General features: G+C 66.5%; 27 protein-coding genes and 1 tRNA gene. 11 read left to right on the forward strand and 17 right to left on the reverse strand.

Features of this window, described 5'->3' with window-relative positions:
- Nucleotides 1–70: 70 nt before the first annotated feature.
- On the reverse strand, nt 71–862 hold the full coding sequence (locus ACFX59_RS01690; RefSeq protein WP_307100337.1) for a MotA/TolQ/ExbB proton channel family protein: 792 nt from the start codon (nt 860–862) through the stop codon (nt 71–73).
- A 51-nt stretch (nt 863–913) separates the two neighbouring features.
- Nucleotides 914–1,594 carry an energy transducer TonB gene (locus tag ACFX59_RS01695; RefSeq protein WP_307100339.1) on the reverse strand — a complete coding sequence of 227 codons (681 nt, stop codon included), beginning with the start codon at nt 1,592–1,594 and terminating at the stop codon, nt 914–916.
- Nucleotides 1,595–1,808: 214 nt separating this feature from the next.
- On the opposite strand from ACFX59_RS01695, the gene ACFX59_RS01700 reads away from it, so the two are divergent.
- Nucleotides 1,809–2,702, forward strand: a complete 894-nt coding sequence (locus tag ACFX59_RS01700; RefSeq protein ID WP_387429014.1) for a hypothetical protein — start codon at nt 1,809–1,811, stop codon at nt 2,700–2,702.
- On the opposite strand, the gene ACFX59_RS01705 is transcribed toward ACFX59_RS01700, so the two are convergent.
- Both ACFX59_RS01705 and ACFX59_RS01710 read right to left on the reverse strand, forming a co-directional pair.
- Complete coding sequence (locus ACFX59_RS01705; protein WP_387429016.1) at nt 2,678–2,965, reverse strand: Rossmann fold domain-containing protein; 288 nt, start codon at nt 2,963–2,965, stop codon at nt 2,678–2,680. The genes ACFX59_RS01700 and ACFX59_RS01705 overlap by 25 nt on opposite strands.
- A 7-nt stretch (nt 2,966–2,972) precedes the next feature.
- Nucleotides 2,973–3,341 (reverse strand): dihydroneopterin aldolase, encoded by a 369-nt coding sequence (locus tag ACFX59_RS01710; RefSeq protein ID WP_307100345.1) that lies wholly within the window; start codon nt 3,339–3,341, stop codon nt 2,973–2,975.
- 134 nt (nt 3,342–3,475) lie between these two features.
- Between ACFX59_RS01710 and ACFX59_RS01715 the strand changes: the two genes are divergently transcribed.
- From ACFX59_RS01715 to ACFX59_RS01730, 4 genes are read left to right on the forward strand one after another with little or no spacing between them, the layout of a single operon-like run.
- Nucleotides 3,476–3,988 (forward strand): GNAT family N-acetyltransferase, encoded by a 513-nt coding sequence (locus ACFX59_RS01715; RefSeq protein ID WP_387429019.1) that lies wholly within the window; start codon nt 3,476–3,478, stop codon nt 3,986–3,988.
- 46 nt (nt 3,989–4,034) lie between these two features.
- Entirely contained in the window at nt 4,035–4,607 is a 573-nt protein-coding gene (locus ACFX59_RS01720) for a DUF1285 domain-containing protein (RefSeq protein ID WP_387429022.1), read from the forward strand.
- Nucleotides 4,604–5,197, forward strand: coding sequence for a CoA pyrophosphatase (locus ACFX59_RS01725; RefSeq protein WP_387429025.1), 594 nt, complete (start codon nt 4,604–4,606; stop codon nt 5,195–5,197). Before ACFX59_RS01720 ends, ACFX59_RS01725 begins: the two co-directional genes overlap by 4 nt.
- Complete coding sequence (locus ACFX59_RS01730) at nt 5,185–6,345, forward strand: CCA tRNA nucleotidyltransferase (RefSeq protein WP_387429619.1); 1,161 nt, start codon at nt 5,185–5,187, stop codon at nt 6,343–6,345. Before ACFX59_RS01725 ends, ACFX59_RS01730 begins: the two co-directional genes overlap by 13 nt.
- Here ACFX59_RS01730 and ACFX59_RS01735 read toward each other — a convergent pair.
- The 3 genes from ACFX59_RS01735 to ACFX59_RS01745 form a co-directional block, all read right to left on the reverse strand.
- Nucleotides 6,336–7,934: a putative bifunctional diguanylate cyclase/phosphodiesterase gene (locus ACFX59_RS01735; protein ID WP_387429028.1), complete on the reverse strand. Its 1,599-nt coding sequence runs from the start codon at nt 7,932–7,934 to the stop codon at nt 6,336–6,338. The two genes, ACFX59_RS01730 and ACFX59_RS01735, sit on opposite strands and share 10 nt — an antisense overlap.
- Before the next feature lie 189 nt (nt 7,935–8,123).
- On the reverse strand, nt 8,124–10,376 hold the full coding sequence (gene parC / locus ACFX59_RS01740) for a DNA topoisomerase IV subunit A (protein WP_309701336.1): 2,253 nt from the start codon (nt 10,374–10,376) through the stop codon (nt 8,124–8,126).
- 141 nt (nt 10,377–10,517) lie between these two features.
- Entirely contained in the window at nt 10,518–10,907 is a 390-nt protein-coding gene (locus ACFX59_RS01745; protein WP_307100356.1) for a hypothetical protein, read from the reverse strand.
- 299 nt (nt 10,908–11,206) lie between these two features.
- On the opposite strand from ACFX59_RS01745, the gene purC reads away from it, so the two are divergent.
- The 3 genes from purC to purQ are packed head-to-tail and all read left to right on the forward strand — an operon-like array spanning nt 11,207 to nt 12,884.
- Nucleotides 11,207–11,986: a phosphoribosylaminoimidazolesuccinocarboxamide synthase gene (gene purC / locus ACFX59_RS01750; RefSeq protein WP_007405170.1), complete on the forward strand. Its 780-nt coding sequence runs from the start codon at nt 11,207–11,209 to the stop codon at nt 11,984–11,986.
- Nucleotides 11,986–12,216: a phosphoribosylformylglycinamidine synthase subunit PurS gene (gene purS / locus ACFX59_RS01755; RefSeq protein WP_042486357.1), complete on the forward strand. Its 231-nt coding sequence runs from the start codon at nt 11,986–11,988 to the stop codon at nt 12,214–12,216. Before purC ends, purS begins: the two co-directional genes overlap by 1 nt.
- Nucleotides 12,216–12,884 carry a phosphoribosylformylglycinamidine synthase subunit PurQ gene (gene purQ, locus ACFX59_RS01760; protein ID WP_307100359.1) on the forward strand — a complete coding sequence of 223 codons (669 nt, stop codon included), beginning with the start codon at nt 12,216–12,218 and terminating at the stop codon, nt 12,882–12,884. The genes purS and purQ overlap by 1 nt, the downstream gene beginning before the upstream one ends.
- A 268-nt stretch (nt 12,885–13,152) precedes the next feature.
- On the opposite strand, the gene ACFX59_RS01765 is transcribed toward purQ, so the two are convergent.
- Nucleotides 13,153–13,887 carry a queuosine precursor transporter gene (locus ACFX59_RS01765; protein ID WP_387429035.1) on the reverse strand — a complete coding sequence of 245 codons (735 nt, stop codon included), beginning with the start codon at nt 13,885–13,887 and terminating at the stop codon, nt 13,153–13,155.
- Between the two features lie 83 nt (nt 13,888–13,970).
- Here ACFX59_RS01765 and ACFX59_RS01770 point away from each other — a divergent pair.
- Nucleotides 13,971–14,047, forward strand: a tRNA-Arg gene (locus tag ACFX59_RS01770).
- A 249-nt stretch (nt 14,048–14,296) separates the two neighbouring features.
- Nucleotides 14,297–15,205, forward strand: coding sequence for a hypothetical protein (locus tag ACFX59_RS01775; protein WP_387429038.1), 909 nt, complete (start codon nt 14,297–14,299; stop codon nt 15,203–15,205).
- A 284-nt stretch (nt 15,206–15,489) separates the two neighbouring features.
- On the opposite strand, the gene guaA is transcribed toward ACFX59_RS01775, so the two are convergent.
- From guaA to ACFX59_RS01820, 9 genes are all read right to left on the reverse strand, one after another.
- Entirely contained in the window at nt 15,490–17,043 is a 1,554-nt protein-coding gene (gene guaA, locus ACFX59_RS01780) for a glutamine-hydrolyzing GMP synthase (RefSeq protein WP_387429041.1), read from the reverse strand.
- Between the two features lie 32 nt (nt 17,044–17,075).
- Nucleotides 17,076–17,660, reverse strand: a complete 585-nt coding sequence (locus ACFX59_RS01785; protein WP_387429044.1) for a hypothetical protein — start codon at nt 17,658–17,660, stop codon at nt 17,076–17,078.
- 146 nt (nt 17,661–17,806) lie between these two features.
- On the reverse strand, nt 17,807–18,229 hold the full coding sequence (gene rplQ / locus ACFX59_RS01790; protein WP_307100367.1) for a 50S ribosomal protein L17: 423 nt from the start codon (nt 18,227–18,229) through the stop codon (nt 17,807–17,809).
- A 246-nt stretch (nt 18,230–18,475) separates the two neighbouring features.
- The gene (locus ACFX59_RS01795) at nt 18,476–19,540 is read right to left on the reverse strand and encodes a DNA-directed RNA polymerase subunit alpha (protein ID WP_307100369.1); all 1,065 of its coding nucleotides are present in this window, start codon (nt 19,538–19,540) and stop codon (nt 18,476–18,478) included.
- 88 nt (nt 19,541–19,628) lie between these two features.
- On the reverse strand, nt 19,629–20,018 hold the full coding sequence (gene rpsK, locus ACFX59_RS01800; RefSeq protein ID WP_007405180.1) for a 30S ribosomal protein S11: 390 nt from the start codon (nt 20,016–20,018) through the stop codon (nt 19,629–19,631).
- Nucleotides 20,019–20,124: 106 nt separating this feature from the next.
- Nucleotides 20,125–20,493: a 30S ribosomal protein S13 gene (gene rpsM / locus ACFX59_RS01805; protein WP_307100371.1), complete on the reverse strand. Its 369-nt coding sequence runs from the start codon at nt 20,491–20,493 to the stop codon at nt 20,125–20,127.
- A gap of 158 nt (nt 20,494–20,651) precedes the next feature.
- Complete coding sequence (locus tag ACFX59_RS01810; protein ID WP_387429049.1) at nt 20,652–20,930, reverse strand: hypothetical protein; 279 nt, start codon at nt 20,928–20,930, stop codon at nt 20,652–20,654.
- A gap of 30 nt (nt 20,931–20,960) precedes the next feature.
- The gene (locus tag ACFX59_RS01815; RefSeq protein ID WP_387429051.1) at nt 20,961–22,316 is read right to left on the reverse strand and encodes a sensor histidine kinase; all 1,356 of its coding nucleotides are present in this window, start codon (nt 22,314–22,316) and stop codon (nt 20,961–20,963) included.
- On the reverse strand, nt 22,313–23,005 hold the full coding sequence (locus tag ACFX59_RS01820; protein WP_307100376.1) for a response regulator transcription factor: 693 nt from the start codon (nt 23,003–23,005) through the stop codon (nt 22,313–22,315). Before ACFX59_RS01820 ends, ACFX59_RS01815 begins: the two co-directional genes overlap by 4 nt.
- A gap of 360 nt (nt 23,006–23,365) precedes the next feature.
- On the opposite strand from ACFX59_RS01820, the gene ACFX59_RS01825 reads away from it, so the two are divergent.
- Nucleotides 23,366–24,865 carry a diguanylate cyclase domain-containing protein gene (locus ACFX59_RS01825; RefSeq protein WP_387429055.1) on the forward strand — a complete coding sequence of 500 codons (1,500 nt, stop codon included), beginning with the start codon at nt 23,366–23,368 and terminating at the stop codon, nt 24,863–24,865.
- Nucleotides 24,866–24,907 lie beyond the last annotated feature (42 nt).

Raw genomic sequence — 24,907 nt, forward strand, 5'->3', positions numbered from 1 at the left:
CGTCCCGGAGCCGGGTCGACGGGGGGTGGCGGGGCCGTGCCGCGAACGGCCGGTCCCCGCCCCCTTAGGCTCAGGCGCGCGTCTGAACGCCACCGGCCTGACCGGCCGTGGTCGTCGCCGGGGTCGCCTTGACGGCGGTCGGCTTGGCACCGGCAACGGCCGGACGAACCGCACCGTTCGAGGCCAGGAAGCCCAGCACGTCGTTCGAGAACGACGACAGGTCTTCCGCAATGCCCTTGTTACGACGCTGCAGCCAGTTGAAGGCGAGCACCGCCGGAACGGCGACGACGAGACCCAGCGCGGTCATGATGAGCGCTTCACCGACCGGACCGGCGACCGCGTCGATCGACGCCTGGCCCGACGAGCCGATCTTGATGAGCGCGCGGTAGATGCCGATAACCGTACCGAACAGACCGATGAACGGCGCGGTCGCACCGACGGTCGCCAGGAAGGCGAGACCGCCGCCCAGCTTCGAGTTGATCGCGGCTTCCGAACGCGCCAGCGAGCCGTGCAGCCAGTCATGCGCTTCGACCGGATCGGTCAGCTTCGAATGCTGGTCCTGCGCGGCCAGACCGTCGTCGACGATCTGCTTGTAGGCCGAGTTCTTCTCGAGCTTGGCCGAACCTTCGCGCAGCGAGTTCGACGACCAGAAGCCCTGACGAACGCGCTTCGCCTGGTTGATGATCTTCTGCTGCTCGAACAGCTTCGAGAACAGGATGTAGAACGACACGATCGACATCAGGCAGAGGATGGTGAACACCGACTGCGAGATGAGGCCGCCCTCTTTCAGAGCCTGGCCGAGGCCGTACGGATTTTCGGCACCGGCCGCAGCGCCGCCCGCGGCGAGGATGGTGGTGAGCATGATTGGTTAGGTCCTCTGACTAAAGCGTTGGGTGTGATCGGCTTTTAGCCGTTATTCCTGTGGCAGCTGCCAACGGATGTTAAGCGTGTACGACGATGCGACGGGGTTGCCGGCCGCGTCCTGAGCGGGCGTGAAACGCACGCGCGCCTTGGAGATGCGGCAGGTGGCATCGTCAAGGGCCCGGTTGCCGCTGCCCGACAGGATCGTGCAGTCGGTGACGCGCCCATCGGTGCCGATCGACAGCTTGGCCGACACGCGGCCTTCCGCGCCTTCGCGCTGGGCCGAGGGCGGATAGGCGTCGGGACCGAAATACTGGCCCGGGTTACCGCGCAGACCGGCAGCCTTCGAGACCGTCGGCGCAGGCGGCGGCGCGGGCGGAGCCGGCGGCGCAGGCGGAGCCGGCGGTGCGGTCGGCTGGCTGAGCGGGATGATGCTCGTCGTCGAGATCGTCGGCGCCGGCGAGGGCACGTTGACGATCGGCGGCGGCGTCACCACCGTGGTCGGCGGCGGAGGCAGGTTGGGCTGCTCCGGCGGCGGGGGCGGCGGTTCATCCGGCGGTGGCGGGGGCGGCGGCTCCTCCACGTTGAACGTGTCGAGCTTTTCGGTCGCCTTCTTCACGTACTGGTATGCCAGTCCCGTGACGAAGGCGTAGCCCAGGGCAGCATGGATGAGCACGACGATAACGATCGCGACCACCTTGCCCCCGGACATCTTCTGGTCAGTATAGGCCATTCAGCAACGAAACTCCTCAGTCTGCCAGTTTCGCCTCGCCGTAGCGTGGGGACGTGGGAAACTCCTGCCATGCGCTCACGCATGCGGCAGAGCCTCGGACCCTATCGTCACGGCTGGCGCGGTGCAATCAGTTTGTCGGACGTAATAAACGTACAAGCACGCCATGACAAAATTATTTCTGTACCGTTAATACACGAAGGAGTAGCGCGAAGCGATGAAACCCCTCTCCCACGCCCTCCATGCTACCACCATCGCGGCCGCGATGCTATCGTTTGCAGGCCCGGTCGGGGCGCAAGTGGCGACCGCGCCGTCGGTGCGCGCGGGCGATCCGATGGTAGCGCAAACAGGCCCCGGCTATGCCGACCTCGCCGACCTGGTCCTGTCCGCCCCGGTGATCGCCGACGTGACGATCCGGTCGGCGGCCGCGATCAAGGGCGCAGAGGCCGCCGGCGTCGCTCCCGGTCGGCAGCGTTTCTATGTCGAGGCCGATGTCGGCACGCTGATCCGCGGATCGGGCGGCCTGCCGGCGCGCGTCGGCTATCTCTATGATGCGGCGACGGATGCGCGGGGTCGCGCGCCGCGGCTGAAGAAGATGCGCGTGCTGATCTATGCACGGCGGGTGCCCAATGCCCCCGACCAGCTCCAGCTGGTCGCGCCCGATGCACAACTCCCTTGGACGCCCGATACCGAGCAGCGCAGCCGGACCATCGCGCGCGATGCGCTGTCGCCGGACGCGCCGCCGGTCATCACCGGCGTCGGCAATGCCTTTTACGTGGCGGGCAGCCTGCCCGGCGAGGGCGAGACGCAGATTTTCCTCACCACCGCCAAGAATCGCCCGGTCTCATTGTCGGTCCTGCGGCGTCCGGGCGAGGAACGCCGCTATGCCGTGGCGCTGAGCGAGATCGTCGACGAATCGGCGGCCCCGCCCGCGCGCGATACGCTGCTCTGGTACCGGCTGGCCTGCGCGCTGCCCGAATCGCTGCCCGATCGCAGCACCGCGTCGCTCTCGCCGCAGGATGCCCAGGCGGCGCAGGAGGATTACCGCTTCGTCATCCAGAAGCTCGGCCCCTGCGTCCGTGAGCGTCAGTTGCCCAGCGTCAGCAACTGACCCGTGACGGCGTGCGCGGCGGCGAGATAGGCGACCGCCGCCGCGACCGCCTGATCGGACGCGGTATCGCGGCAGATCACGGCATTGATCCGCGCATCGGGAGCGGCGGCGACCGCGAGCGGCCCGATCGCCGCCTCCGCCATCGCCTGCGCCACGGGATCGCGACCGGGGCGCAGCACCAGGATCAGGTCGCAGCCGGGATTCGCCGCGACGAGCGCCGCGACATCCTCCCCCGGCGCCACGTCGATTCGCCGCGCGACCATGCCCCGATCAGCGACGGTGGCGGACCAGCGTGATGCCGATCGCCTCGCCATCCTCGGCGATGGCCAGCTTCACGATCTTCACCTTCACGCGCCGAACCCGCTTGTCCTGAAGGAACAGCGTGTCGCAGATATGGTCCGCAACCCCCTCGATCAGCGTGAAATGCACGCCTTCGGGCAACTGCGTCGCGGCATGTTTCAGGTCGAGATAATTCTTCGACTCGCCCAGCGGCGTGTCGGGCGCATAATGGGCGGGACAGTCGAGATCGACGGTCAGCGAGATGCGCAGCGGTTGCGGCAGATGCGTTTCCTCGGAGTAGATGCCGGTCAGCACCTGGACTTCGAGGTCGTGGACTTCGAGCTGGAGACGGTCTTCCATGCCAGGGCTCTAGCAGAGCCCGCGCGCAAGGGAAGTGGCGGCGCGGAGCCGCGGGGCTTTGCATCCGCCGAGGAGCGGATTAAGGGCGCGCGCATTCTCCCCTCTCCTTCTGCCGCGATCGGACCCCACCCGTTGTGACCGAGACGACTGCCCTTGTTCCGCTCGACAGGGTCGATCCCGCCGCCGTGGAGGCGCTGCTCGACCGCGCCTTTCCGCCCGGGCGCCAGGCGCGGACCGCCTATAAGGTGCGCGGGACCGTCGCGGCGATCGCCTCGCTCTGCTTTGCCGCGCTGGACGAGGACGGCGCGCTGCTGGGTTCGATCCAGTGCTGGCCGGTCGCGCTCGCCGACGATGCGGGCGGGGTGCATCCCATGGTGATGGTCGGCCCGGTCGCGGTCGCCCCCGATCATCAGCGGGACGGCCTGGGACGCCGCCTGCTGACGCACATGCTCGCCGCCGCCGCCGAACAGGGACTGGACCGCGCGATGATGCTGATCGGCGACCCGGAATATTATGGCCGCTTCTTCGGCTTCACCGCCGACCGGACGACGGACTGGCGATTGCCCGGCCCGGTCGAGCGGCACCGGCTGCTGGCGCGCGGCCCCGATGTGCCGGCTTGTCCCGGCATGCTGAGCGCCGCGGGCTGAGGCCGGGCTTTACCTGCGCCCCCTGCGTCCCTAACTCAGACCGATCATGCCCATGGCGCCGCCCCCCGACCTGTCCTCGCTCAGCCTCGCCGAGATCGTGCGCGCGATGGAGGCGCAGAAGCTGCCCCCCGTCTCGCAATGGAATCCCACCCATTGCGGCGACAGCGAGATGCGGATCGCCCGCGACGGCACCTGGTATCATCAGGGCAGCCCGATCGGCCGCCCCGCCATGGTCCGGCTGTTCTCGACCATCCTGCGCCGCGAAGCCGATGGCCGCCACGTCCTGGTCACGCCGGTCGAAAAGCTCGACATCGCGGTCGAGGATGCGCCCTTCGTCGCAGTAACGCTCAAGGCGCAGGGTGAGGGCCCCGACGCGCGGCTGACCTTCCAGCTCAACACCGGGGACCTTGTCGCGGCGGGCCCCGCGCATGGCCTGCGCTTCGCCGAGGGCGAGGATGGCCCCCGCCCCTATCTGCATGTCCGCGACGGACTGGAGGCGCTGATCGCGCGGCCGGTCTATTACGAACTGGCCGAACGGGCGCTGGCGGCGGGCGACACGCCGCCGGGGCTGTGGAGCGACGGCGCCTTCTTCCCCATCGCGCCCGCGACCGACGCATGACGCTGGCCGAAAGGCTGGCACAGGCGATGGCGCGGATACCCGTTGCCGACCTGTTGACCGGCGACGGAGACATTCTGCCCGAAACCGCCGCGACACCCACCGCCGCAGCGGTGCTGGTGCCCGTCACCGATCGCACCGAGCCGGGCCTGGTCCTGACCCAGCGGACCGAGCATCTGCGCAACCATGCCGGGCAGATCGCCTTTCCGGGCGGCCGCGCCGATCCGGGCGATGTCGATCTGGTCGCCACCGCGCTGCGCGAGGCGGAGGAGGAAATCGGCCTGTCGCCGCACGCGGTGACGGTGGTCGGGCTCGCTGACCGCTATCGCACCGTCACCGGGTTCGAGGTGACGCCGGTGCTGGGTGTCATCCCGCCCGACCTGACCCTGTATCCATCCGAGGCGGAGGTGGCGAACCTGTTCGAGGTGCCGCTCGCCTATGTCCTCGATCCCGCCCATCACCGCCGGGTCAGCGCACCCTGGCGCGGGCAAACCCGTCATTTTTACGAGATTTTATGGAACGACCGGCGCATCTGGGGCGCGACAGCCGCGATGATCGTCAACCTGTCGCGGCGGCTGCAATGGGCGGCATGACGCCTGCCACCGCCCCCTGGACCGACCGAACCGACCTGATCGCGCTGGCCGAGCGGCTGGAGGCGCGGTTCGTCGGCGGCGCGGTGCGCGATTCGCTGCTGGGCCAGGCGGTGGCGGACATCGACCTCGCCACCCCGCTGTCGCCCGAGACGGTCATCGCGCGCGTGCGCGAGGCGGGGTTCAAGCCGGTGCCGACCGGCATCGCGCATGGCACGATCACCGCCGTCCTGCCCGATGGCCCGGTCGAGGTCACGACGCTGCGCCGCGACGTGTCGACCGATGGCCGCCACGCCGTCGTCGCCTTCACCGACGACTGGCGCGAGGATGCGGCGCGGCGCGACTTCACGATGAACGCGCTCTATGCCGATCCGGTGACGTCCGAGCTGTTCGACTATTTCGGCGGGCTGGACGATCTGAAGGCGGGGCGGGTCCGCTTCATCGGCGATCCGTTGCAGCGTATCGCCGAGGATCATCTCCGCATCCTGCGCTTCTTCCGCTTTCATGCGCGCTTCGGCCAGGCGATCGACCAGGCCGGGCTGGACGCCTGTACGCAGCGCGCCAACGACCTGATGGCACTATCGCGCGAGCGGATCGCGGCCGAATTGCTGAAGCTGCTGGTGGCGGCGCGCGCGGTGCCGGTGGTCGCGCTGATGGTCGAACAGGGCATCTTCCGCGCGGTCATCCCCGAGATCGACCGCGCCGGGGCCGACCGGCTGGCCCGCCTCGCCCAAGCGGAAGCGGCGGCGGGGATCGCCCCAGACCCGATCCGCCGTCTCGCCGCGCTGCTGCCCCCCGAGGCCGCCGAGCCGGTGGGCGCGCGGTTGAAGCTGTCCAACCTGGACCGCAAGCGCCTGATCGCCGCGACCGCCGGGCCGGGCGATGAAGGGCCCCATGCGCTGGCATACCGGGTGGGCACGACCGGCGCGGTCGACCGACTGTTGCTGGCGGGCGAATCGGTGGCGGCGATCCGCGACTGGACGCCCCCTGCCCTGCCGCTGACCGGCGGGGCGCTGGTCGAGCGCGGCGTGCGCAAGGGCCCCGATGTCGCGCGGCTGCTGCGTCAGGTGGAGACCCGGTGGATCGCGGAGGGCTTTCCGGACGCGGGCCGGGTCGCCGAGCTGGCCGACGCGGCGGTGGCTCAGGCCTGAGCCGCGATCATCGCCCAGGCCGCCTCGGGATCGAGCGGCTTGGCGTAGAGATAGCCCTGGCCATAGGTGCAGCCCAGCGCGGCCAGCGTCTGGCCGAGTTCGATCGTCTCGATCCCCTCGGCGGTGGTCTTCATGCCCAGCGCCTGGGCCAGACCCATGATCGCGCGGACGATGGCGATCTTGTCGCGGTCGGCCAGCATGCCGTTCACGAAGCTGCGGTCGATCTTGAGAATGTCGATGGGCAGTTTCTGGAGATAGGCGAGATTGGAATAGCCGGTGCCGAAATCGTCCATCGCCACCGTCGTGCCGAGTTCCTTCAGCCCCTCCATGATCATGGTCACGCCGTCGGGATCGCCGACGATCGCGCTTTCGGTCAGCTCCAGCGTCAGCCGGTCGCCCGCGATCCCAGCCTTGCCCAGCGCGCCGTCGATCACGGCCGGGATGGCATCGCGCTGAAGCTGGATCGCCGAGACGTTGACCGACATCCGCATCCCGCACGAGCCGCCCGCGATGCGGTCCCACTCGGCCAGCTGCATCGTCGCCTGCTGCACCGCCCAGCGGCCGAGCGGCACGATCAGCCCCGATTCCTCGGCGACCGGGATGAAGTCGACCGGGGAATGGTCGCACCCCTCGGCATCGCGCCAGCGCGCCAGCGCCTCGAACGAAACCATGCGGCCCGTTGAGAGATCGCAGATCGGCTGATAGGCGAGATGCAGTTCCTCGCGCTCGATCGCGCGACGCAGCGAGGTCTCCATCGCGAACTGGGCGCGCGCGATGGTGAAGGCCTGGGGGTGATAGACCTCGGTCCGGCCCGCCGCCTTGGCGCGTTTCACCGCGAACTGGGCGTGGCGGATCAGCTCCTCGGCATCGCCGTCGCCATCGTCGTCGGCGTTGAAGGCGATGCCCACCGACGCCTCGACATTCACCTCGTAATCGGTCAGCCGGAAGGGCGAGCGCAGCGCGCGGTCGATCCGGTCGGCCAGGACATGCGCTTCGTCCTCGCTCTCGTCGATCATCATCAGGATGCCGAATTCATTGCCGCCGATCCGCCCGATCGAGTCGCGCGACCGCAGCGCGCCCTTCAACCGGCGTGCGACGGTGATCAGCAGCTCGTCCCCGACCAGCGAGCCCATACAGGCGTTCAGCCGACCGAAACGGTTCAGATCGATGACCAGCACCGCATGCGAATGGCCGGTCGCCATCATCGCCTCGATCAGGTCGCCGAATCCCTGACGATTGGGCAGGCCGGTCAGGCTGTCGGTCGTCATCTCGCGCCGCAGGCTGCGCTCGGTATGATGCTGGGCGGTCTGGTCGACCAGCATGAGGACATATTGGTCCGCGCGTTCCTCCGCCGAGCGGGCGAGCGTGACCTGGAAATACCGGCAGTCGATGGCCTCGCCGAGCGCCAGCGGGAATTCGATCGACTTGCCGCCCAGGCTCTGGAGATCGCCGATTCGCTTCGTCACCTCGGCCATGATCAGCGCATCGGACCGCGCCTCGGTCAGACCGGCACGGCGATAGGGGGCGTTGACCGTGACGATGCCGGGCCCATCCGCGCGCATCGCGATTTCCGCCGCCGGGATCGCCATGATCTCGACCGCGCACGACGTCAGAGTCGCGATTGGGCGCGGCAAGGGTCGTGGGATTGGATAAGCGGTCGAAGCCATCTACCGACCATTTATCGGCCGATCGTTAAAACCCCCTAAAATTTCAGCGAAATCGATGCCGTAAACGGTTCAGTCCGCCATAATCGGAAACACCCGGTCGATCGGGCGCGGTCAATCGAAACGATTATCGCGGGGGAAGCCGGTCGGCGGCATCCGCCCCGCCGCCCCGCGCGCGGTCCGCCAGGCGGACAGATCGGCCTCGGTCCGCACGCGCCCCGTCTCGCCGCCCATCGGCCAGCTCAACCCGTCCTTGAAGACGAAGGTCGTCGCATCGGACAGGCCGCCGTCGCGATAGCGTTGCAGCTGGACGCCGGTGCCGCGCGACAGTTCAACGAACTCGGTCAGCGGGAAGACCAGCAATTTGCGATTGTCGCCGATCGCCGCGACATAATCGTCGTCCGCCCCCACCGGACGCACGACCTTCAGCGCCGCCCCGGCGCGCGGCGTCAGCACCGTCTTGCCTTTTCGAGTCTCGGCGATGGTGTCGGCGGTCGGCACGACGAAGCCGCGCCCGTCTGAGGCCGCGACCAGCAGCTTGGCCGCGCGCGCGGCGGGCAGGAAGCCGACGATGCCGATCGATCCGTCCAGGTCGATCATCGCACGCACCGGCTCGCCGAAACCGCGTCCGCCGGGCAGCTTGTCGGCGGCCAGGGTGAAGAACCGCCCGTTCGCCGCCGCCAGCAACAGCTTGTCGGTGGTCTGCGCGTGGAAGGCGAAGGCGGGGCCGTCGCCTTCCTTGAACTTGGCAGTATCCGCCGAGGCCAGGTCGACATGCCCCTTCATCGCGCGAATCCAGCCGCGCTGCGACAGGATGACGGTGATCGGCTCGCGCTCGATCATCGCCTCCAGCGGGATGTCGCGGGTCGGCGCGGCTTCCTCGATCAGCGTGCGGCGCGCGCCCAGCGCGGTTTCGGGACCATAGCGGTCGCGAATCCGGCCCAGATCCTTCTTCATCCGCGTCCGCTGGCGCTGTTCGGAGCCGAGCAGCAGGGTGAGCTGCTCGCGTTCCTTGTCGAGCTTGTCGCGCTCGCCGCGAATCTCGAACTCCTCCAGCCGCCGCAGCGAACGGAGGCGCATATTGAGGATCGCCTCAGCCTGACGGTCGGTCAGGCGGAATTCGGCGATCATCACCGCCTTGGGCTCGTCCTCGGTGCGGATGATCTCGATCACCCGGTCGAGGTTGAGATAGGCGACCAGATAGCCGTCGAGCAGCTCGATCCGGTCGGCGATCTTGCCGAGCCGATGTTCGGAACGGCGCCGCAGCACCACGAACTGATGCTCGACCCAGGCCGCCAGCGCCTCGCGCAGGGACATGACGCGCGGGGTGCGGTCCTTGTCCAGCACGTTGAGGTTCAGGCTGATCCGCGTCTCCAGGTCGGAGAAACGGAACAGCCCGTCCATCAGCACCTGCGGATCGACGGTGCGCGCGCGCGGCTCCAGCACGATGCGGACCTGCGCATCCGATTCGTCGCGGACATCGGCCAGGATCGGCAGCTTCTTGTCGTTGATGAGCGTCGCGATCTGTTCGATCAGCTTGCCCTTGGCGACACCGTAGGGGATTTCGCTGACGACGATCTGCCAGCCGCCGCCCTTCTCGCGCTCGATCTCCCAGCGCGCGCGGACGCGGAAGCCGCCCCGCCCGGTGGTGTAGCTTTCGCGCAGGATCGCGGGCGCATCGACGACGATGCCGCCGGTCGGGAAATCGGGCCCCTTGACCAGCGCCAGGATCGCATCGTCATCGGCATCGGGCCGATCGACCAGCAGGATCGCGGCTTCCAGCAGCTCGGCGGCGTTGTGCGGGGGGATGCTGGTCGCCATGCCGACCGCGATCCCGCTCGCGCCATTCGCCAGCAGATTGGGGAACAGGCCGGGAAACAGCTCGGGCTCCTGCTCCTCGCCATTATAGGTCGGGCGATAGGCGACGGCATCCTCGTCCAGCCCATCCATCAGGTCGATCGCGACCTGGGTCAGCCGCGCCTCGGTATAACGATAGGCGGCGGCGTTATCGCCGTCGATATTGCCGAAATTGCCCTGCCCGTCGACCAGCGGATAGCGAAGCGCGAAATCCTGCGCGAGACGGACCATCGCGTCATAGACCGACTGGTCGCCATGCGGATGATATTTACCGATCACGTCGCCGACGACGCGCGCGCATTTCTTGTAGCCCGCCGCCGGGTCGAGCTTGAGCAGCCGCATCGCCCAGAGCAACCGGCGATGCACCGGCTTCAGGCCATCGCGCACATCGGGCAGCGAGCGCGCCGTGATCGTGGACAGCGCATAGACCAGATACCGTTCGGACAGCGCGCTGTCGAAGGGGGCATCCAGGATGCCGACGGGGGGATTGTCGCGGAGATCGATCGCCATGGGAGCGTCGCTTCTAGCAAGCGATGCGCGCAGGGGCAATCGGGCGGATCAAAAAGAGAACAAATCGCCGAGGACAGGATCGCCGGGGCAAGGCGGGCACGTTGGGAGCGCCGCGCCCGCCCTGCCTTGCGGCCATCCCGGTCAGGCGTGGTTCGCCTGCGCCTGGTTGACGTCTTGGGTGAAGTGGTTGCCCGCCGCGACGGTGCAGTTCTGGAACGCGACGGGGGTGAAGGTCTCGACCCCGGCGACCTCCTCGTCGGTCACGGCCTTGCCCTTGGCATTATGGCCGGGCGCGAAGGCGATGGCCTCGGGGCGGAAGGTGGCGAGGACATCGGCGGTATCGCGACAGGCGACGGTCCGCTCCGTCCTGCCGTTCTTGACCACCGCGATGGCCTCCATGCCATTGGCCAGCGGAACACGCGCCTGCTCATAGACCAGCGGCGCCTGAGCCATGTGCATCGGCCGCGCCACGGCAGCACCCGCCGTCAGCATCAGAGCCCCACCAACAACACCGATCATCAGCTTGTTCATGACTTCCTCCTTTGCAAGCATCGACAGAACCCATGACTTGGACGATCGGTTTCCTATACTTTTCACCTTACCATTTTTTCATATTTCGTGAAAATTACGTCCATCATGGCCGGGACATTACGCGATCTTCATCTTCCATACGCGTTTCGTTGCTTGGGCGACGGAAGGAGCCTGTCCGCACCGCAAGGCCACACGCCTCCATTGCGCCCGCCCGCACCTTCGATTATAGGCCGCGCCATCCCGCCTCGGGCCTCAGCATGTGGGGCACCGGGGCTGTACTCATTTCAGGGGACCGCCGCATGGCTCGCCGCCGCCAAATCTACGAAGGCAAGGCCAAGATCCTGTACGAGGGCCCCGAGCCCGGCACGCTGATCCAGTATTTCAAGGACGACGCCACCGCGTTCAATGCCCAGAAGAAGGGCACGATCAACGGCAAGGGCGTGCTCAACAACCGTATCTCCGAGCATGTCTTCACCATGCTCGACCATATCGGCGTGCCGACCCACTTCATCCGCCGCCTGAACATGCGCGAGCAGCTGATCCGCCAGGTCGAGATCGTGCCGATCGAGGTCGTGGTGCGCAACGTCGCGGCGGGCTCGCTGTCCAAGCGCCTGGGCATCGAAGAGGGCGTGAAGCTGCCCCGCACGATCATCGAATATTATTACAAGGACGATGCGCTGGGCGACCCGATGGTCACCGATGAGCATATCGCCTGCTTCGGCTGGGCCAGCCAGGAAGAGATGCACGACATCGCCGACCTGGCGATCCGCGTGAACGACTTCCTGTCGGGCATGTTCGCCGCGATCGGCATCCGCCTGGTCGACTTCAAGCTGGAATTCGGCCGCATCTGGGACAATGACTTCGGTCGCATCATCCTGGCCGACGAGATCAGCCCCGATGGCTGCCGCCTGTGGGACATGACCACCAACGAAAAGCTGGACAAGGATCGCTTCCGTCGCGACCTGGGCGGCGAGGTGGAAGCCTATCAGGAAGTGGCGCGCCGTCTGGGCCTGCTGCCCGAGGGGGGCGACACCGCCGTCCTCGACCTCGAAGAACACCGCAAGAGCCGGGGCAAGTAATGAAGCTGAAGATTTTCGTCACCCTGAAGCCCGGCGTGCTCGACCCGCAGGGCAAGGCGATCCACCACGCGCTGGAAAGCCTGGGCTTTGCGGGCGTGAACGACGTCCGCGCGGGCAAGCTGATCGAGCTGGAAGTCGCCGACGCGACGACCGACGCGCAGATCGACGAGATGTGCCGCCAGCTGCTCGCCAACACCGTGATCGAGAATTACCGGGTGGAGCGCGCCTGATGAAGACCGCCGTAATCGTCTTTCCGGGCTCGAACTGCGACCGCGACCTCGCCGTCGCGCTGGAGGCGGTGACGGGCGTGAAGCCGGCCATGGTCTGGCATGGCGACAGCGAACTGCCCGAGGGGCTGGGGCTGATCGGCGTGCCGGGCGGCTTCTCTTACGGCGATTACCTGCGCTGCGGCGCGATCGCGGCCCGCTCGCCGATCATGCGCGCGGTCGTGGAGTCGGCGAACAAGGGCACGCCGGTCTTCGGCGTGTGCAACGGCTTCCAGGTGCTGGCCGAAACCGGGCTGCTGCCGGGCGCGCTGATGCGCAACCGCTCGCTCAACTTCGTCTGCCGCGACGTCGATCTGGAGGTGGCTAACACCGACAGCGCCTTCACCCGGCTGTACCAGCAGGGCGAGACGATCCGTATCCCGGTCGCGCATCATGACGGCAATTACTTCGCCGATGCCGACACGCTCGACCGCCTCGAAGGGGAAGGCCGCGTGGCCTTCCGCTATGCCGAGGACGTCAACGGCTCGGCGCGGTCGATTGCGGGCGTGCTGAACGAGAAGCGCAACGTGCTGGGCATGATGCCCCACCCCGAGCGCCGCATCGAAGCCGCCCATGGCGGCGACCATGGCCGACGCCTGTTCGAGGGCCTGCTGGAGATGGTGGGGGCCTAACCGCCTCTCCCCCGTTCAGCCTGAGCGAAGTCGAAGGCCACGGGACTACATCTGACAAAGGGGGGAGCGAGGCGACTCGCTTCCCTTTTTTGTTCGCGCGAAGCCGCGATGGCGCGAAGAATATTGGGTTCGCGCGGAGGCGCGGAGACGCGGAGGTGTCTGGCCTCGTTGCGGGCGTTATCCCTTCTAACGCATGTCGATGGCAGAGATTGGCGGCTATCGCCAGCTACATCACCTTCGCGTCTTCGCGTCTTCGCGTGAACCCAAATCAAACCCGCGCCCGGAACGGCGTGAAGTCGGTCCCCTCGTCGAACACATCCACCCCTTCGGCCCGCTTCAGCCCGCCGACGATCAGATAGGTCAATGGGGTCAGCAGCACCTCCCAGCCCACTTTCAGCGCCCATTGGGTGAACAGCACGACGACCACCAGATGCGTGGTCCACCCCTGCGCGCCCCAGAAGGCCAGCGGATAGAAGATCAGGCTGTCCACCCCCTGCCCCACCAACGTCGAGCCGATCGTCCGCGACCAGAGGTGCCGCCCGCCGGTCCACAGCTTCATCCGCGCCATGACATAGGCATTGACGAACTCGCCCGCCCAGAAGGCGCAGACGCTGGCCAGCACGATGCGCGGCACCTGGCCGAAGATCACCTCATAAGCGGCCTGGTTGGTCCAGCTGGGCGCCGGGGGCAGCGCGACGACGATCCAGCTCATGAACGCCATGAACAGCACCGCCGCCGTCCCTGCCCAGATCACCCGCCGCGCACGGGCATAGCCGTAAACCTCGGTCAGCACGTCACCGATGACATAGCTGAGCGGAAAGAACAGGATGCCCGCCCCGAACGGCCACTGCCCGACCAGCGGCAGGGTGATGACCGCCACCTTGCCCGCGCCGATGACGTTGGACAGCAGCAGGATGGTGACGAACGCCGCCATGACGAAGTCGAACCAGCGAAAGGCCGACCGCTCCAGATCGCGGCCCGCGACCATCCGTTCCCCGCTCATTACGATCCCCTCAAAGCCGTACGGACCGTTGTTTATCGCCATTCCCTTAGCGGTCAAACCACGCTAGGGACACCGCCATCCGCGCGTCCGTAGCTCAGTTGGATAGAGCAAGGAGCTTCTACCTCCTCGGTCGGGGGTTCGAATCCCTCCGGGCGCGCCATTTTTAAGCCAGCAGGAAAGCGCTGGGCACCCAGATGACGGAACTTGGGCTGAGCGCGGAAGAGCGGCTTTAGTTCATTAAACACGTGATCCGCGGTCAAACCTAACCATGGGCGTATTGGTGACTGATTGAATGGTCTTGACTGAATGTCGTTAACTGCCCCAGCCTGAGGATATGCCTAAAAGCCGCCGGTCGCCCACTCGAGTTTCTCAGCCAATCTCCTTGGATGGCTTTTATCGACACAAGGGCGTGACCGAATGCGTCGCCTTTATAGAGCGAGCGCTTGAGCGAGCAGGTGTCAAAGACGAGCCACCGATCCCTTATCAGCGCGACGTGCTGCGCGATCTCTCAGATCCGCTTGATGAGGAAGCTCTCGCCGAAATGCTGGCCTACTGGACCTATGATTTGCCAAAGCTGCTGAAACGTGGCCGCGGCTATCATACAGAAGTTCCAGCTAAGCCGCAGATCGATATTGTCCTCGAGATTACAAACAAAGGTAATTTTAAGGCGGAGTGGTTCCCACGCGACGTGGATCATTGGGGGCAGTCTGGCGATGTCGAGGGTTGCGATTTCGTTGTTTGGCGGCGAGCGGAATCACGGGGTATGGGCTATCATACGCGCCCTTCAAACGAGCTTTTCTTCATCCATGGGGTTGAGCATTGCCTCTACAGTCTCAAGGATCGCGACCCCGGTCCCAGAGCAGCGCTCGACCATGTGCTTCTCACTGCCTGCGCCAAAGTGGTCGATATGTTGAAGGCACGATTATCCTACCATTTTGACGTTAAGATGATCAAAGACTTATTCGTCGAATGGGCCGAAGACGACGAAGGTCGCTTCTCAAATCCAGATGGCTTCATGTCGCCATCGATCGTCACCAGCTGGCAAATCGAAGATCCGGAGGTGCGCCGGAAGCGCATCGAAATTAGCGAACTCGACGAGATGGCGGAACGGCTTGGCTTCTCCGAGGCCGAGTTCATAGAGGCTCGCGATTATGAAACACACCGCGTCCGACCGACCGGTCCTGCTCCAGCTCCCCATACATTTGTTGATCGGCTTGTCAGGGAGATGAAGAAGCGCGGGCTGAAAGCCACTCGGTCCAGCGTCCAACGTGCGATCTATCTCGTGGAGCGGTATCGGAATGTGGCGCCAATCCGATAATCTCTTGCCGAAGCATTCCAACAACCACATTGCTTTGTTGATCAACGAACAGTTGGTTTAGGGATCGTTGGAGTGGGCCCTTAAAGACAATAATTAGGGCGCGTTGCAGTTATCCAAAAACTCGTTTGAGCGAAATTTCCCAATAATCTGAGCGCCCATCGCTTTCACCTCGGGCGCGCCACTCCCCATCGCAGACAGCAAAACGCCCCGGCTTTCGCCGAGGCGCTGCATGACGTGTCGGTCGGCATTGCCGCGACCCTGTCCGGCAGGGTCGCGGGGCCGTGTCACTCCCACTCGATCGTGCCGGGGGGCTTGCTGGTATAGTCATAGACGACGCGGTTGATGCCCTTGACCTCGTTGATGATCCGGGTCGTCACGCGCGGCAGGAAGTCGCCGGGGAAGTCGAACGCCTGCGCGGTCATGCCGTCGACCGAGGTCACCGCGCGCAGCGCCAGCACCGAATCGTAGGTCCGCCCGTCGCCCATCACGCCGACCGACCGCACCGGCAGCAGGACCGCAAAGGCCTGCCAGATGGCGTCGTATAACCCGGCGTTGCGGATTTCCTCGAGATAGATCGCATCCGCCTTGCGCAGGATGTCGCAACGCTCGCGCGTCACCTCGCCGGGGATGCGGATGGCGAGGCCCGGTCCGGGGAATGGGTGGCGGCCGACGAACACGTCGGGCAGCCCCAATTCGCGGCCCAGCACGCGGACCTCGTCCTTGAACAGTTCGCGAAGCGGCTCGACCAGCTTCATGTTCATCCGCTCGGGCAGGCCGCCGACATTGTGGTGGCTCTTGATCGTGACCGACGGGCCGCCGGTGAAGCTGACGCTCTCGATCACGTCGGGGTAGAGCGTGCCCTGCGCGAGGAATTCGGCGCCGCCGATTTTCTTGGCCTCCGCCTCGAACACGTCGATGAAGGTCTTGCCGATGAACTTGCGCTTGGCCTCGGGGTCGGTGACACCCGCCAGGCCGTTCATGAACAGGTCCTGCGCATCCACATGGACGAGCGGGATGTTGTAATGGCCCCGGAACAGGCTGACGACCTGCTCGGCCTCGCCCTGGCGCAGGATGCCGCCATCGACGAAGACGCAGGTCAGCTGGTCGCCGATCGCCTCGTGGATCAGCAGCGCGGCGACCGACGAGTCGACCCCGCCCGACAGGCCGCAGATCACCCGGCCGCTGCCCACCTGCTCGCGGATCTCGGCGATCTTGGAGGCGCGGAACTCGGCCATCGTCCAGTCGCCCGAAAGCCCGGCGACGTGACGGACGAAATTGCCGATCAGCTTGGCGCCGTCGGGGGTGTGGACGACTTCGGGGTGGAACTGCATCGCGAAGATGCGGCGTTCGTCATTGGCGATGATCGCATAGGGCGCGCCGGGGCTGGTCGCGACGACGCGGAAGCCCGGCGCCAGCGCCGTGACCTTGTCGCCATGGCTCATCCACACCTGGTGCCGCTCGCCCATGTTCCACACACCGTCGAACAGCGCGCAATCGCCCTCGACGGTGATGAACGCCTCGCCGAACTCGCCGCTGTCGCCCTTCTCGACCTTGCCGCCCAGCTGCTGGGTCAGCGCCTGCTGGCCATAGCAGATGCCGAGCATCGGCAGGCCGCTGTCGAGGATCGCCTGCGGGATGCGCGGGGAGTTCTCGTCCACCACGGAGGCCGGGCCGCCGGACAGGATGACCGCGGCGGGCTTGATCCGCGCGAACGCCGCTTCGGCCGATTGGAAGGGAACGATCTCGCTGTAGACCCCCGCCTCACGCACGCGGCGCGCGATAAGCTGGGTGACCTGGCTGCCGAAATCGACGATGAGGATGCTGTCGGGGTGCTCCATGGCGGTCCGATAGCGATGTCTTTTGGAAAATGCTACCGGGTCGGGAGGGTTTGAATCCCGTCGATCGCGATCATCCGCACCGCCTGCGCATCGACGCGGCAGCGGAAGGCGCGGCTCTCGCCCGCCTCGCGGTAACTGGTGCGCAGCAACACATCGCCCTGCACGTCATAGCCATTGCCCAGCGGATGGGCCGAGCGAACCTGGCCGACCTGCGCCAGCGCGAAGCTGCGCCGCCCCTCGCCTTCCGCCGCCTTGGCGCAGGCATGGACCGCCGCCTCGTCGTCGGTTTCCGCGCGATAGGGCGATGGCGCCTCGGCGGCACGAACCGGACGGGAGACATCGATCGCACCCGAATCGCTATGGGGCGTCAGATTCTTGCCCGCGGTCAGCGCCACCGCCGTCGTGAGCAGCGCGCCCGCGACGAAGCCCCCGGCGACGGCGTCTGCCTGCTTGCGCTGTTGCGGGGTCTGCCATTGCCGTTCGCGGTCGCTGGGAATGAACGGCGCGACCGGCACGACCTGCGTCGACGTGGTGGGCGAAGGCGCCCCGTTCTGCGCCGCGAGCGGCAGGGGAAGCGCCAGACCCGCCAGAATCCACCCGATCGCCATGCGACGCATTTCCAGCCTCCCTCGATTCGTACCCGTAACGTTATACGTCCCGGCTTTCGCTAGGCTGAATATGCGTGAAATGGCGGATACGAAAAAGGGCCGCGCCATCGCTGGCACGGCCCTCTCTCGAAGGTGTCTCGAAAGACGCGCGGAAATTACGCGGCTTCGTCGAAATCTTCCTCGGTCATGACCGGACCCGAATCCTGGCCCTTCGCCGAGACGTCGCGGTCGACGAACTCGATGATCGCCATCGGCGAGGCGTCCGACGCGCGGATGCCGGCCTTGATGATGCGGGTATAGCCACCGTTGCGGTCGGCATAGCGCGACGCCAGAACGTCGAACAGCTTCACCAGCTGCGCATCGTCGAGCAGGCGGGCATGGGCCAGACGACGGTTCGAGAGACCGCCCTTCTTGGCCAGCGTCACCAGCTTTTCGACATAGGGACGCAGTTCCTTCGCCTTGGCGACGGTGGTGGTGATCTGCTCGTGCTTGATGAGCGCGGCCGACATGTTGCGGAAGAGCGCGGTACGATGAGCCGAGGTACGCTGCAGCTTACGGCCGCCGACGCGATGACGCATGGGTAGTTCCTTCGTTCGTTAAGGGGCCGTGTCACGGTACCCCAGACCTGGTGACCGTTGAGGCCGTCACCTTCGCCTATTCCAATCCTCCCCAAGCTTGTTTGGGGAGGGAACCAGCGAAGCTGGTGGAGCGGCCCGACCGGATCACGGCGAAGCCGCGATCCTGACGTCGAACGGGTCGCCTGTGGGCGACCCGCCGGCCGGGCTGTTTTCGTCTCCGGCGCAATTTCTTGCGCCGGTGCGAAATCAGCCCATGATCTCCTGTTCCAGCTTCTTGGCCATTTCCTCGATATTCTCGGGCGGCCAGCCGGGGATTTCCATGCCCAGGCGCAGACCCATGGACGACAGCACTTCCTTGATCTCGTTCAGCGACTTGCGGCCGAAATTCGGAGTGCGCAGCATCTCGGCCTCGGTCTTGCCGACCAGATCGCCGATATAGATGATGTTGTCGTTCTTGAGGCAGTTGGCCGAACGCACCGACAGTTCCAGCTCGTCGACCTTCTTGAGAAGGTAACGGTTTATCTGCTGCGCGTCGCTCTGCGGCTCGCCACCGGCGACCGGGAGCGCCGCCTGGCCCACGGGGGCCGCGCGGGTGAGCGCCGAGTCGTCGAAGTGCACGAACAGCGCCAGCTGGTCCTGAAGGATGCGCGCGGCATAGGCCACGGCGTCTTCCGGGGTCACGGTGCCGTCGGTCTCGACCGAGAGCGTCAGCTTGTCATAGTCCAGGTCCTGACCGACGCGGGTCGGGTCGACCTTGTACGACACCTGGCGAACCGGCGAGTAGAGCGCATCGACCGGGATCAGACCGATCGGCGCATCGGCCGGACGGTTGGACGCGGCGGGGACATAGCCCTTCCCGATATCGGCGGTCAGCTCCATGTTGAGCGTCGCACCTTCGTCGAGATGGCAGATCACCAGGTCCTTGTTCATGACCTCGATGTCGCCCGACACGGCGATGTCGCCGGCCTTGACGGTGGCGGGGCCGGTCGCGGACAGCTGGAGCCGCTTGGGGCCTTCGCCCTGCATGCGGATCGCGAGCTGCTTCACGTTCAGGACGATGTCGGTGACGTCTTCACGCACACCGGCCAGCGACGAGAACTCGTGCAGCACGTTTTCGATCTTGATCGAGGTGACCGCCGCGCCCTGGAGCGACGACAGGAGCACGCGGCGCAGCGCGTTGCCCAGCGTCAGGCCGAAGCCACGCTCCAGCGGTTCGGCAACGAACGTCGCCTTCCGCTTGCCATCGCCACCCTTTTTCTCGAGCGCGTTGGGCTTCTTGAGTTCCTGCCAGTTCTTTGCGTTGACAGACACGTGGTTCCCCTGAGTTATGGGCCGGAACGGGGACGGTTCCAGCCGTGGAGAGAGGCATGGCCGACTCGTCAGCCGGCCATGGGAAGCATCAGACGCGGCGACGCTTGGAAGGCCGCACGCCGTTGTGCGGGATCGAGGTGACGTCGCGGATCGAGGTGATCTGGAAACCGACCGCCTGCAGCGCGCGCAGCGCCGACTCGCGGCCCGAACCCGGGCCCTTCACTTCGACTTCCAGGGTGCGCACGCCATGCTCGGCGGCCTTCTTGCCCGCGTCTTCCGCCGCGACCTGCGCCGCATACGGGGTCGACTTGCGCGAGCCCTTGAAGCCCATCATGCCCGCCGACGACCACGAGATGGCATTGCCCTGCGCGTCGGTGATGGTGATCATGGTGTTGTTAAAGCTGGCGTTCACGTGCGCGACGCCGGCGGTGATGTTCTTGCGCTCGCGACGGCGAATGCGCTGCGGTTCACGTGCCATTGAATTCTATCCTGACCTGTATCTCAGATGCGGAGAGCGGGAAGCAGTCTGCCTCGCGCCGCCCTCCGGCGGAGAAGAAGTAAATTTCGCCCCCCGGGCGAAATTCTTACTTCTTCTTGCCCGCGATCGGCTTCGCCTTGCCCTTGCGGGTGCGCGCATTGGTGTGCGTACGCTGGCCGCGGACCGGCAGGCCCTTGCGGTGACGCAGGCCGCGATAGCAGGCCAGGTCCATCAGGCGCTTGATGTTCATCGCGGTCTCGCGACGCAGATCGCCTTCCACCGTGTGATCGGAGTCGATCGTCTCACGGATCTGGAGCACTTCCTGGTCCGAAAGGTCCTGGACGCGACGGTCGGCGGCGATGTTCAGCTTGGCGGTGATTTCCTTCGCCTTGGCCGGACCGATGCCATGGATATAGGTCAGCGCGATCAATACGCGCTTGTTGGTCGGGAGGTTGACACCCGCAATACGTGCCATGAAATTTATTCTCCTAGCTCCACGAAGCATGGCATGGCCGCACATGCTCCATCTCATCGCGATGGTTCCGCCACGCGGAAGCGCGACGCACGCAGATCGCGCGTCGTGAAACCGGGGGTGGTGGAAGGATGGTCAGTTAGGGCCCGCGAAACCCACTGTCAAGCGATCGGTTCCCGAATCCGTCGCAATTCCAACCATCGACGAAAGGACACGACGGCCCAGACCAGCTCGACCACGCCGAACGGCCAGGCCCCTTGCAAAAAGCCATAGGCCGACCCCGCCAGGCATCCCAACACGAAGCCCAGCGTCCACCAATGCGCGCCCGATTCCTTCGCATAGCAGACCAGGGTGAAGGAGACGGCGGCAAGGCCGAACAAGGAAAGGAAGTCCATGCTGCGGGGTGTAAAGCGCTGAGGCGAGCGGGCAAGTGCCTGCAATGCCTCCCCTGCAAGGGGAGGAAAGCATCGTTACGGAATCACCAGCCGCGCGATCAGCCCCGGCACATTGTCCGCCAGCTCGAACCGCCCGCCATGCAGCCGGGCGACCGCCTCGATCAGCGCCATGCCCAGCCCCGCCCCCGGCGTGGTGCGCGCGGTGTCGAGTCGCCCGAACCGCTTGAGCGCCTGCGCCCGGTCCGCCGCGGCGATGCCCGGCCCGCGATCCTCGACCTGAAACACGATCCCCTCCACCCCGCGCGACAGGCGCAGCGTGACCTGCGCCCCCGATGCGCCATGCTTCAGCGCATTGTCGATCAGGTTGGACAGGGCCTGGCTCATCAGCTCGCGGTGGAGCGGCAGCGGCGCGGGGCGATCCTCGACCTCGATCAGGAAACGCAGTCCGGCATCCTCGGCGACCGGCGCATACAGCTCGCCAATCTCCTCGACCAGATCGGCGGGGGCGACCAGCGTGAACCGGTCGCGCGTCACCGATTCGGACCGGCTGATCTCGATCACCATGGTCAGCATGCGCATGATGAGATCGGTTTCGACCAGCAGCCCACCCAGCGCCGCCTCGCGCTGGTGCGGATCGGCGATCAGCACCGCCTGCTCGGTCTTGGTCCGCAACCGGGCGAGCGGCGAGCGGAGATCATGCGCCAGGCTGTCGGTGACGACGCGCAGCTCGGCCATCAGCTGCTCGATCTTGCCCAGCATCGCGTTCAGCCGCTCGGCCAGCCGGTCGAAGGCGTCGCCCTCGTCGCTGTCGGCGCGGACCAGCGACACGCGCCGGGTAAGGTCACCCTCGCCCGCCGCGTCGATCACCGCGACGATGGTGTTGAGCCGCCCCGCGACATAATGCGCCAGCACCAGCCCGGTGCCGACCCCCAGCATCAGCGACAGGAAGACCGCCAGCGCCAGCGCCCGCTCGATCGCGATCTGCTGCGCCTCGATCAGGTCGAGCGGACGCCCGACCAGCAACCAGTCGTCGCCGATCGGATGCAGCGTATAACCCGCCTCGCGCGAGGCCCAGACACCCTCGCCCCCCAGCATGGCGATGCGGAACGGCGTATCCGCCAGCGGCACCGCCAGATGGCGCGGCGCATAGCCCGCCATCCGGTGCCCCCGGCTGTCATAGATGGCCAGGACCAGCGTGACGTCGCCCGGCTCGCGCGCATGGGTGATGGCATCGGCCAGCGCGGGCAACGCGCCCGTCCGCCAGACGGCGCGCAGCGCATCCGCCTGCTCGACGATCTCGCGATGAAGCGCGGCGACCGCATCGGCGCTGGTCTGTTTCCAGATGAAACCGACCAGCACGAGGTTGGACAACAGCGCCAGGACGACCGACAGCAGCGCGATCCGCGCCGATATCGTCAGGCGCAACTTCACCCCTCCACGGCCAGCCGATAGCCCGCGCCGCGCACCGTATGCAGGATCGGAGTGCCGAAGCCTTCCTCCAGCTTGCGCCGCAGCCGCCCGATATGGACGTCGACCACGTTGGAGCCGGGGTCGAAATGATAGTTCCAGATCTTCTCCAGCATCATCGTGCGGGTGACGACCTGCCCGGCATGGCGGGCGAGGAATTCGAGGAGGTTGAACTCACGCGCGCCGACCGGGATGATCTTGCCCGCGCGGGTGACGGTGCGTGCCAGCAGGTCGATCTCCAGGTCGCCGACGCTCAGCTTGGTCCGCGTCGGCTCGGACGCGGTGCGGTCCGACCGGCGGACCAGCGCCTCGATCCGCGCGGACAGCTCGGCGAAGGAGAAGGGCTTGCACAGATAGTCATCGGCCCCGGCCTTCAGGCCGTCGACCCGGTCGTCGACCGTGGCGAGCGCCGACAGGATCAGCACCGGCGTGGAGATCCCCGCCGCGCGGATCGCGCTGACCATCGCCAGCCCGTCCAGGCGGGGCAGCATCCGGTCGGCGATGATCAGGTCGAATATGCCTTCGCTCGCCAGGAACAAGCCGTCGCGCCCGTCCCCGCATTGTTCGACGGCATAGCCCGCCTCGGCCAGTCCCTTGGCGACATAGGCGGCGGTGGAAGCATCGTCTTCGACGATCAGGATTTTGCGACTCATCGGCTCGTCTGCTCCGGCATCGGACGACTTTCTGTCAATCAGGATCGGTGCCGCGACAAGGACGACCGTCGCCGGTCGATCACGCCGCCCGGATAAGCGATGCCAGTGAAAGGCCGGCGGAAAGCGCGCTCTCCGCCGGCCCCGACGGCACCCCCGGGAGTGTCGGGCGCCGAGCTCTTCGAACTCTGTGACCGCAGGGCTACAGGCTGACGGGATACCCTGGGGTGACCATAACGTGAAAAATACGTCATCCTGCACCCGGCCCGCCCAGCGATGCCCACGGCTTCGGAGCAAATAAAGGCTCCGCTTCCCGATCTATTTTTAAGATTTTGACAAGACTTGCTTTTATGAATGTCTGTCATGAAGGTCGATCCCCTGCCCATGCCCTCCCGCGAAGAGCGCCGCATGGCCGCCGTCCAGGCTCATGCGCTGCTCGACAGCGAGCCGGAGGCCGAGTTCGATGCGCTGGTCTCGCTGGCCGCCGATATGCTCGGCTGTCCGGTCGCGGCGCTGACCCTGGCGGATCGCGACCGTTTCTGGGTCAAGTCGGCGGTCGGCCCGCTGCCCAGCGAGATGCCGCGCAAGGTCGCCTTTTGCGACCACACGATCGAGGCCCCCGACCTGATGATGGTGCCCGACCTGACGCGCGATCCGCGCTTCGCGGCCAATCCCTTCGTCACCGGCGAGGCGGCGACCCGTTTCTATGCGGGCATGCCGATCCGCGTTCCCGACCTGGACGGCACCCCCCAGGCGATCGGTTCGCTCTGCGTCATGGACGCCAGCCCTCGGTCGCTGAGCGCGGCGGGGGAGCGGACGCTGCGCCATCTCGCCAGGCTGGCCGAGGCGTTGATCGCCGCGCGCGCCATCGCCCGCCGGGCCACCGCCATGGCCGAGCTGAGCGATCGCCAGGCCGAGGACCTGCGCGCCAAGGAACATACCGTGCGCCAGGTCGAGCGGCTGGCGTTGATCGGATCGTGGCGGATCGATCTGGCGGACGGACACGCCACCTGGTCCGAGGGGGTGTACCGCATCCACGAACTGCCGCCGGGCAAGACGTTCACGGTCGAACAGGGCCTGTCCTATTACCCGCCCCAGTCGCGCGACCAGCTGCGCTCGACCATCGAGCAGACCATTCGGACCGGGGAGTCGTTCGACATCGAACTGGATTTCATCACCGCGCTGGGGCGGCGTCGCCGGGTCCGCGTGATGGGCGAGCGCGAGATGCTGGACGGGCGGCCGAGCGGGGTGGTCGGCATGTTCCAGGACGTGACCGAGCGGCATCTGCTGGAGACCCAGCTTCGCCGCAACGCCGATACCGACGCGCTGACCCTGCTGGCCAACCGCGCCGCGTTCGACCGTGCGCTGGAAACCGCGATCGCCGAGGCGTCGGCGAACGACACCCCGCTTGGGCTGGTGCTGATCGATCTCGACGGGTTCAAGCTCGTCAACGACACGCTCGGCCACCCCGCCGGGGACGAGGTCCTGCGTGTCGTCGGCCAGCGGCTGCGCAGCGACTGGCTGGACGGCTGTTTCGTCGCGCGGCTGGGCGGTGACGAGTTCGGCGTGATCGTCCAGGACCCCACGCTCCTCGCCGATCCCGATCGGATCCGGACGCGGATCGAGGCGCTGCTGATCATCGCCGTCACCGCCGAGGGCCTGACCATGCATTGTTCGGGCACGGTCTGCCTCACGACGCTGCCGCCGGGATGCGCGACGACGCGCGATTTCATGCATCACGCCGACAGCCGCCTGTACGGCGCCAAGCGTGAGCGGGTCGGCGAGCGGCGGCGCGGCGACAGGCGCCAGAACGACCGGCGCCAGGGGGATCGGCGGCAGGACGATCGGCGACAGGCGAGCTGACGCGCTCGGCCCTTTCCTCGGGCCCGGCCAACCCCATATAGC

It is taken from the genome of Sphingomonas sp. NCPPB 2930 (genome assembly GCF_042867205.1).
In the GTDB taxonomy this organism is placed as follows: Bacteria; Pseudomonadota; Alphaproteobacteria; order Sphingomonadales; family Sphingomonadaceae; genus Sphingomonas.

Bases quoted from the DNA above. Each gene is read 5' to 3' on its own strand.
- guaA (WP_387429041.1), bottom strand. From the start codon at position 17,043: ATGGAGCACCCCGACAGCATCCTCATCGTCGATTTCGGCAGCCAGGTC.
- ACFX59_RS01825 (WP_387429055.1), top strand. From the start codon at position 23,366: ATGAAGGTCGATCCCCTGCCCATGCCCTCCCGCGAAGAGCGCCGCATG.
- rpsM (WP_307100371.1), bottom strand. From the start codon at position 20,493: ATGGCACGTATTGCGGGTGTCAACCTCCCGACCAACAAGCGCGTATTG.
- ACFX59_RS01700 (WP_387429014.1), top strand. From the start codon at position 1,809: ATGAAACCCCTCTCCCACGCCCTCCATGCTACCACCATCGCGGCCGCG.
- ACFX59_RS01820 (WP_307100376.1), bottom strand. From the start codon at position 23,005: ATGAGTCGCAAAATCCTGATCGTCGAAGACGATGCTTCCACCGCCGCC.
- ACFX59_RS01695 (WP_307100339.1), bottom strand. From the start codon at position 1,594: ATGGCCTATACTGACCAGAAGATGTCCGGGGGCAAGGTGGTCGCGATC.
- rplQ (WP_307100367.1), bottom strand. From the start codon at position 18,229: ATGCGTCATCGCGTCGGCGGCCGTAAGCTGCAGCGTACCTCGGCTCAT.
- ACFX59_RS01745 (WP_307100356.1), bottom strand. From the start codon at position 10,907: ATGAACAAGCTGATGATCGGTGTTGTTGGTGGGGCTCTGATGCTGACG.
- purS (WP_042486357.1), top strand. From the start codon at position 11,986: ATGAAGCTGAAGATTTTCGTCACCCTGAAGCCCGGCGTGCTCGACCCG.
- ACFX59_RS01690 (WP_307100337.1), bottom strand. From the start codon at position 862: ATGCTCACCACCATCCTCGCCGCGGGCGGCGCTGCGGCCGGTGCCGAA.
- ACFX59_RS01730 (WP_387429619.1), top strand. From the start codon at position 5,185: ATGGGCGGCATGACGCCTGCCACCGCCCCCTGGACCGACCGAACCGAC.
- ACFX59_RS01710 (WP_307100345.1), bottom strand. From the start codon at position 3,341: ATGGAAGACCGTCTCCAGCTCGAAGTCCACGACCTCGAAGTCCAGGTG.
- ACFX59_RS01765 (WP_387429035.1), bottom strand. From the start codon at position 13,887: ATGAGCGGGGAACGGATGGTCGCGGGCCGCGATCTGGAGCGGTCGGCC.
- purC (WP_007405170.1), top strand. From the start codon at position 11,207: ATGGCTCGCCGCCGCCAAATCTACGAAGGCAAGGCCAAGATCCTGTAC.
- rpsK (WP_007405180.1), bottom strand. From the start codon at position 20,018: ATGGCACGTGAACCGCAGCGCATTCGCCGTCGCGAGCGCAAGAACATC.
- purQ (WP_307100359.1), top strand. From the start codon at position 12,216: ATGAAGACCGCCGTAATCGTCTTTCCGGGCTCGAACTGCGACCGCGAC.
- parC (WP_309701336.1), bottom strand. From the start codon at position 10,376: ATGGCGATCGATCTCCGCGACAATCCCCCCGTCGGCATCCTGGATGCC.
- ACFX59_RS01735 (WP_387429028.1), bottom strand. From the start codon at position 7,934: ATGGCGATCCCGGCGGCGGAAATCGCGATGCGCGCGGATGGGCCCGGC.
- ACFX59_RS01785 (WP_387429044.1), bottom strand. From the start codon at position 17,660: ATGCGTCGCATGGCGATCGGGTGGATTCTGGCGGGTCTGGCGCTTCCC.
- ACFX59_RS01705 (WP_387429016.1), bottom strand. From the start codon at position 2,965: ATGGTCGCGCGGCGAATCGACGTGGCGCCGGGGGAGGATGTCGCGGCG.
- ACFX59_RS01720 (WP_387429022.1), top strand. From the start codon at position 4,035: ATGCCCATGGCGCCGCCCCCCGACCTGTCCTCGCTCAGCCTCGCCGAG.
- ACFX59_RS01725 (WP_387429025.1), top strand. From the start codon at position 4,604: ATGACGCTGGCCGAAAGGCTGGCACAGGCGATGGCGCGGATACCCGTT.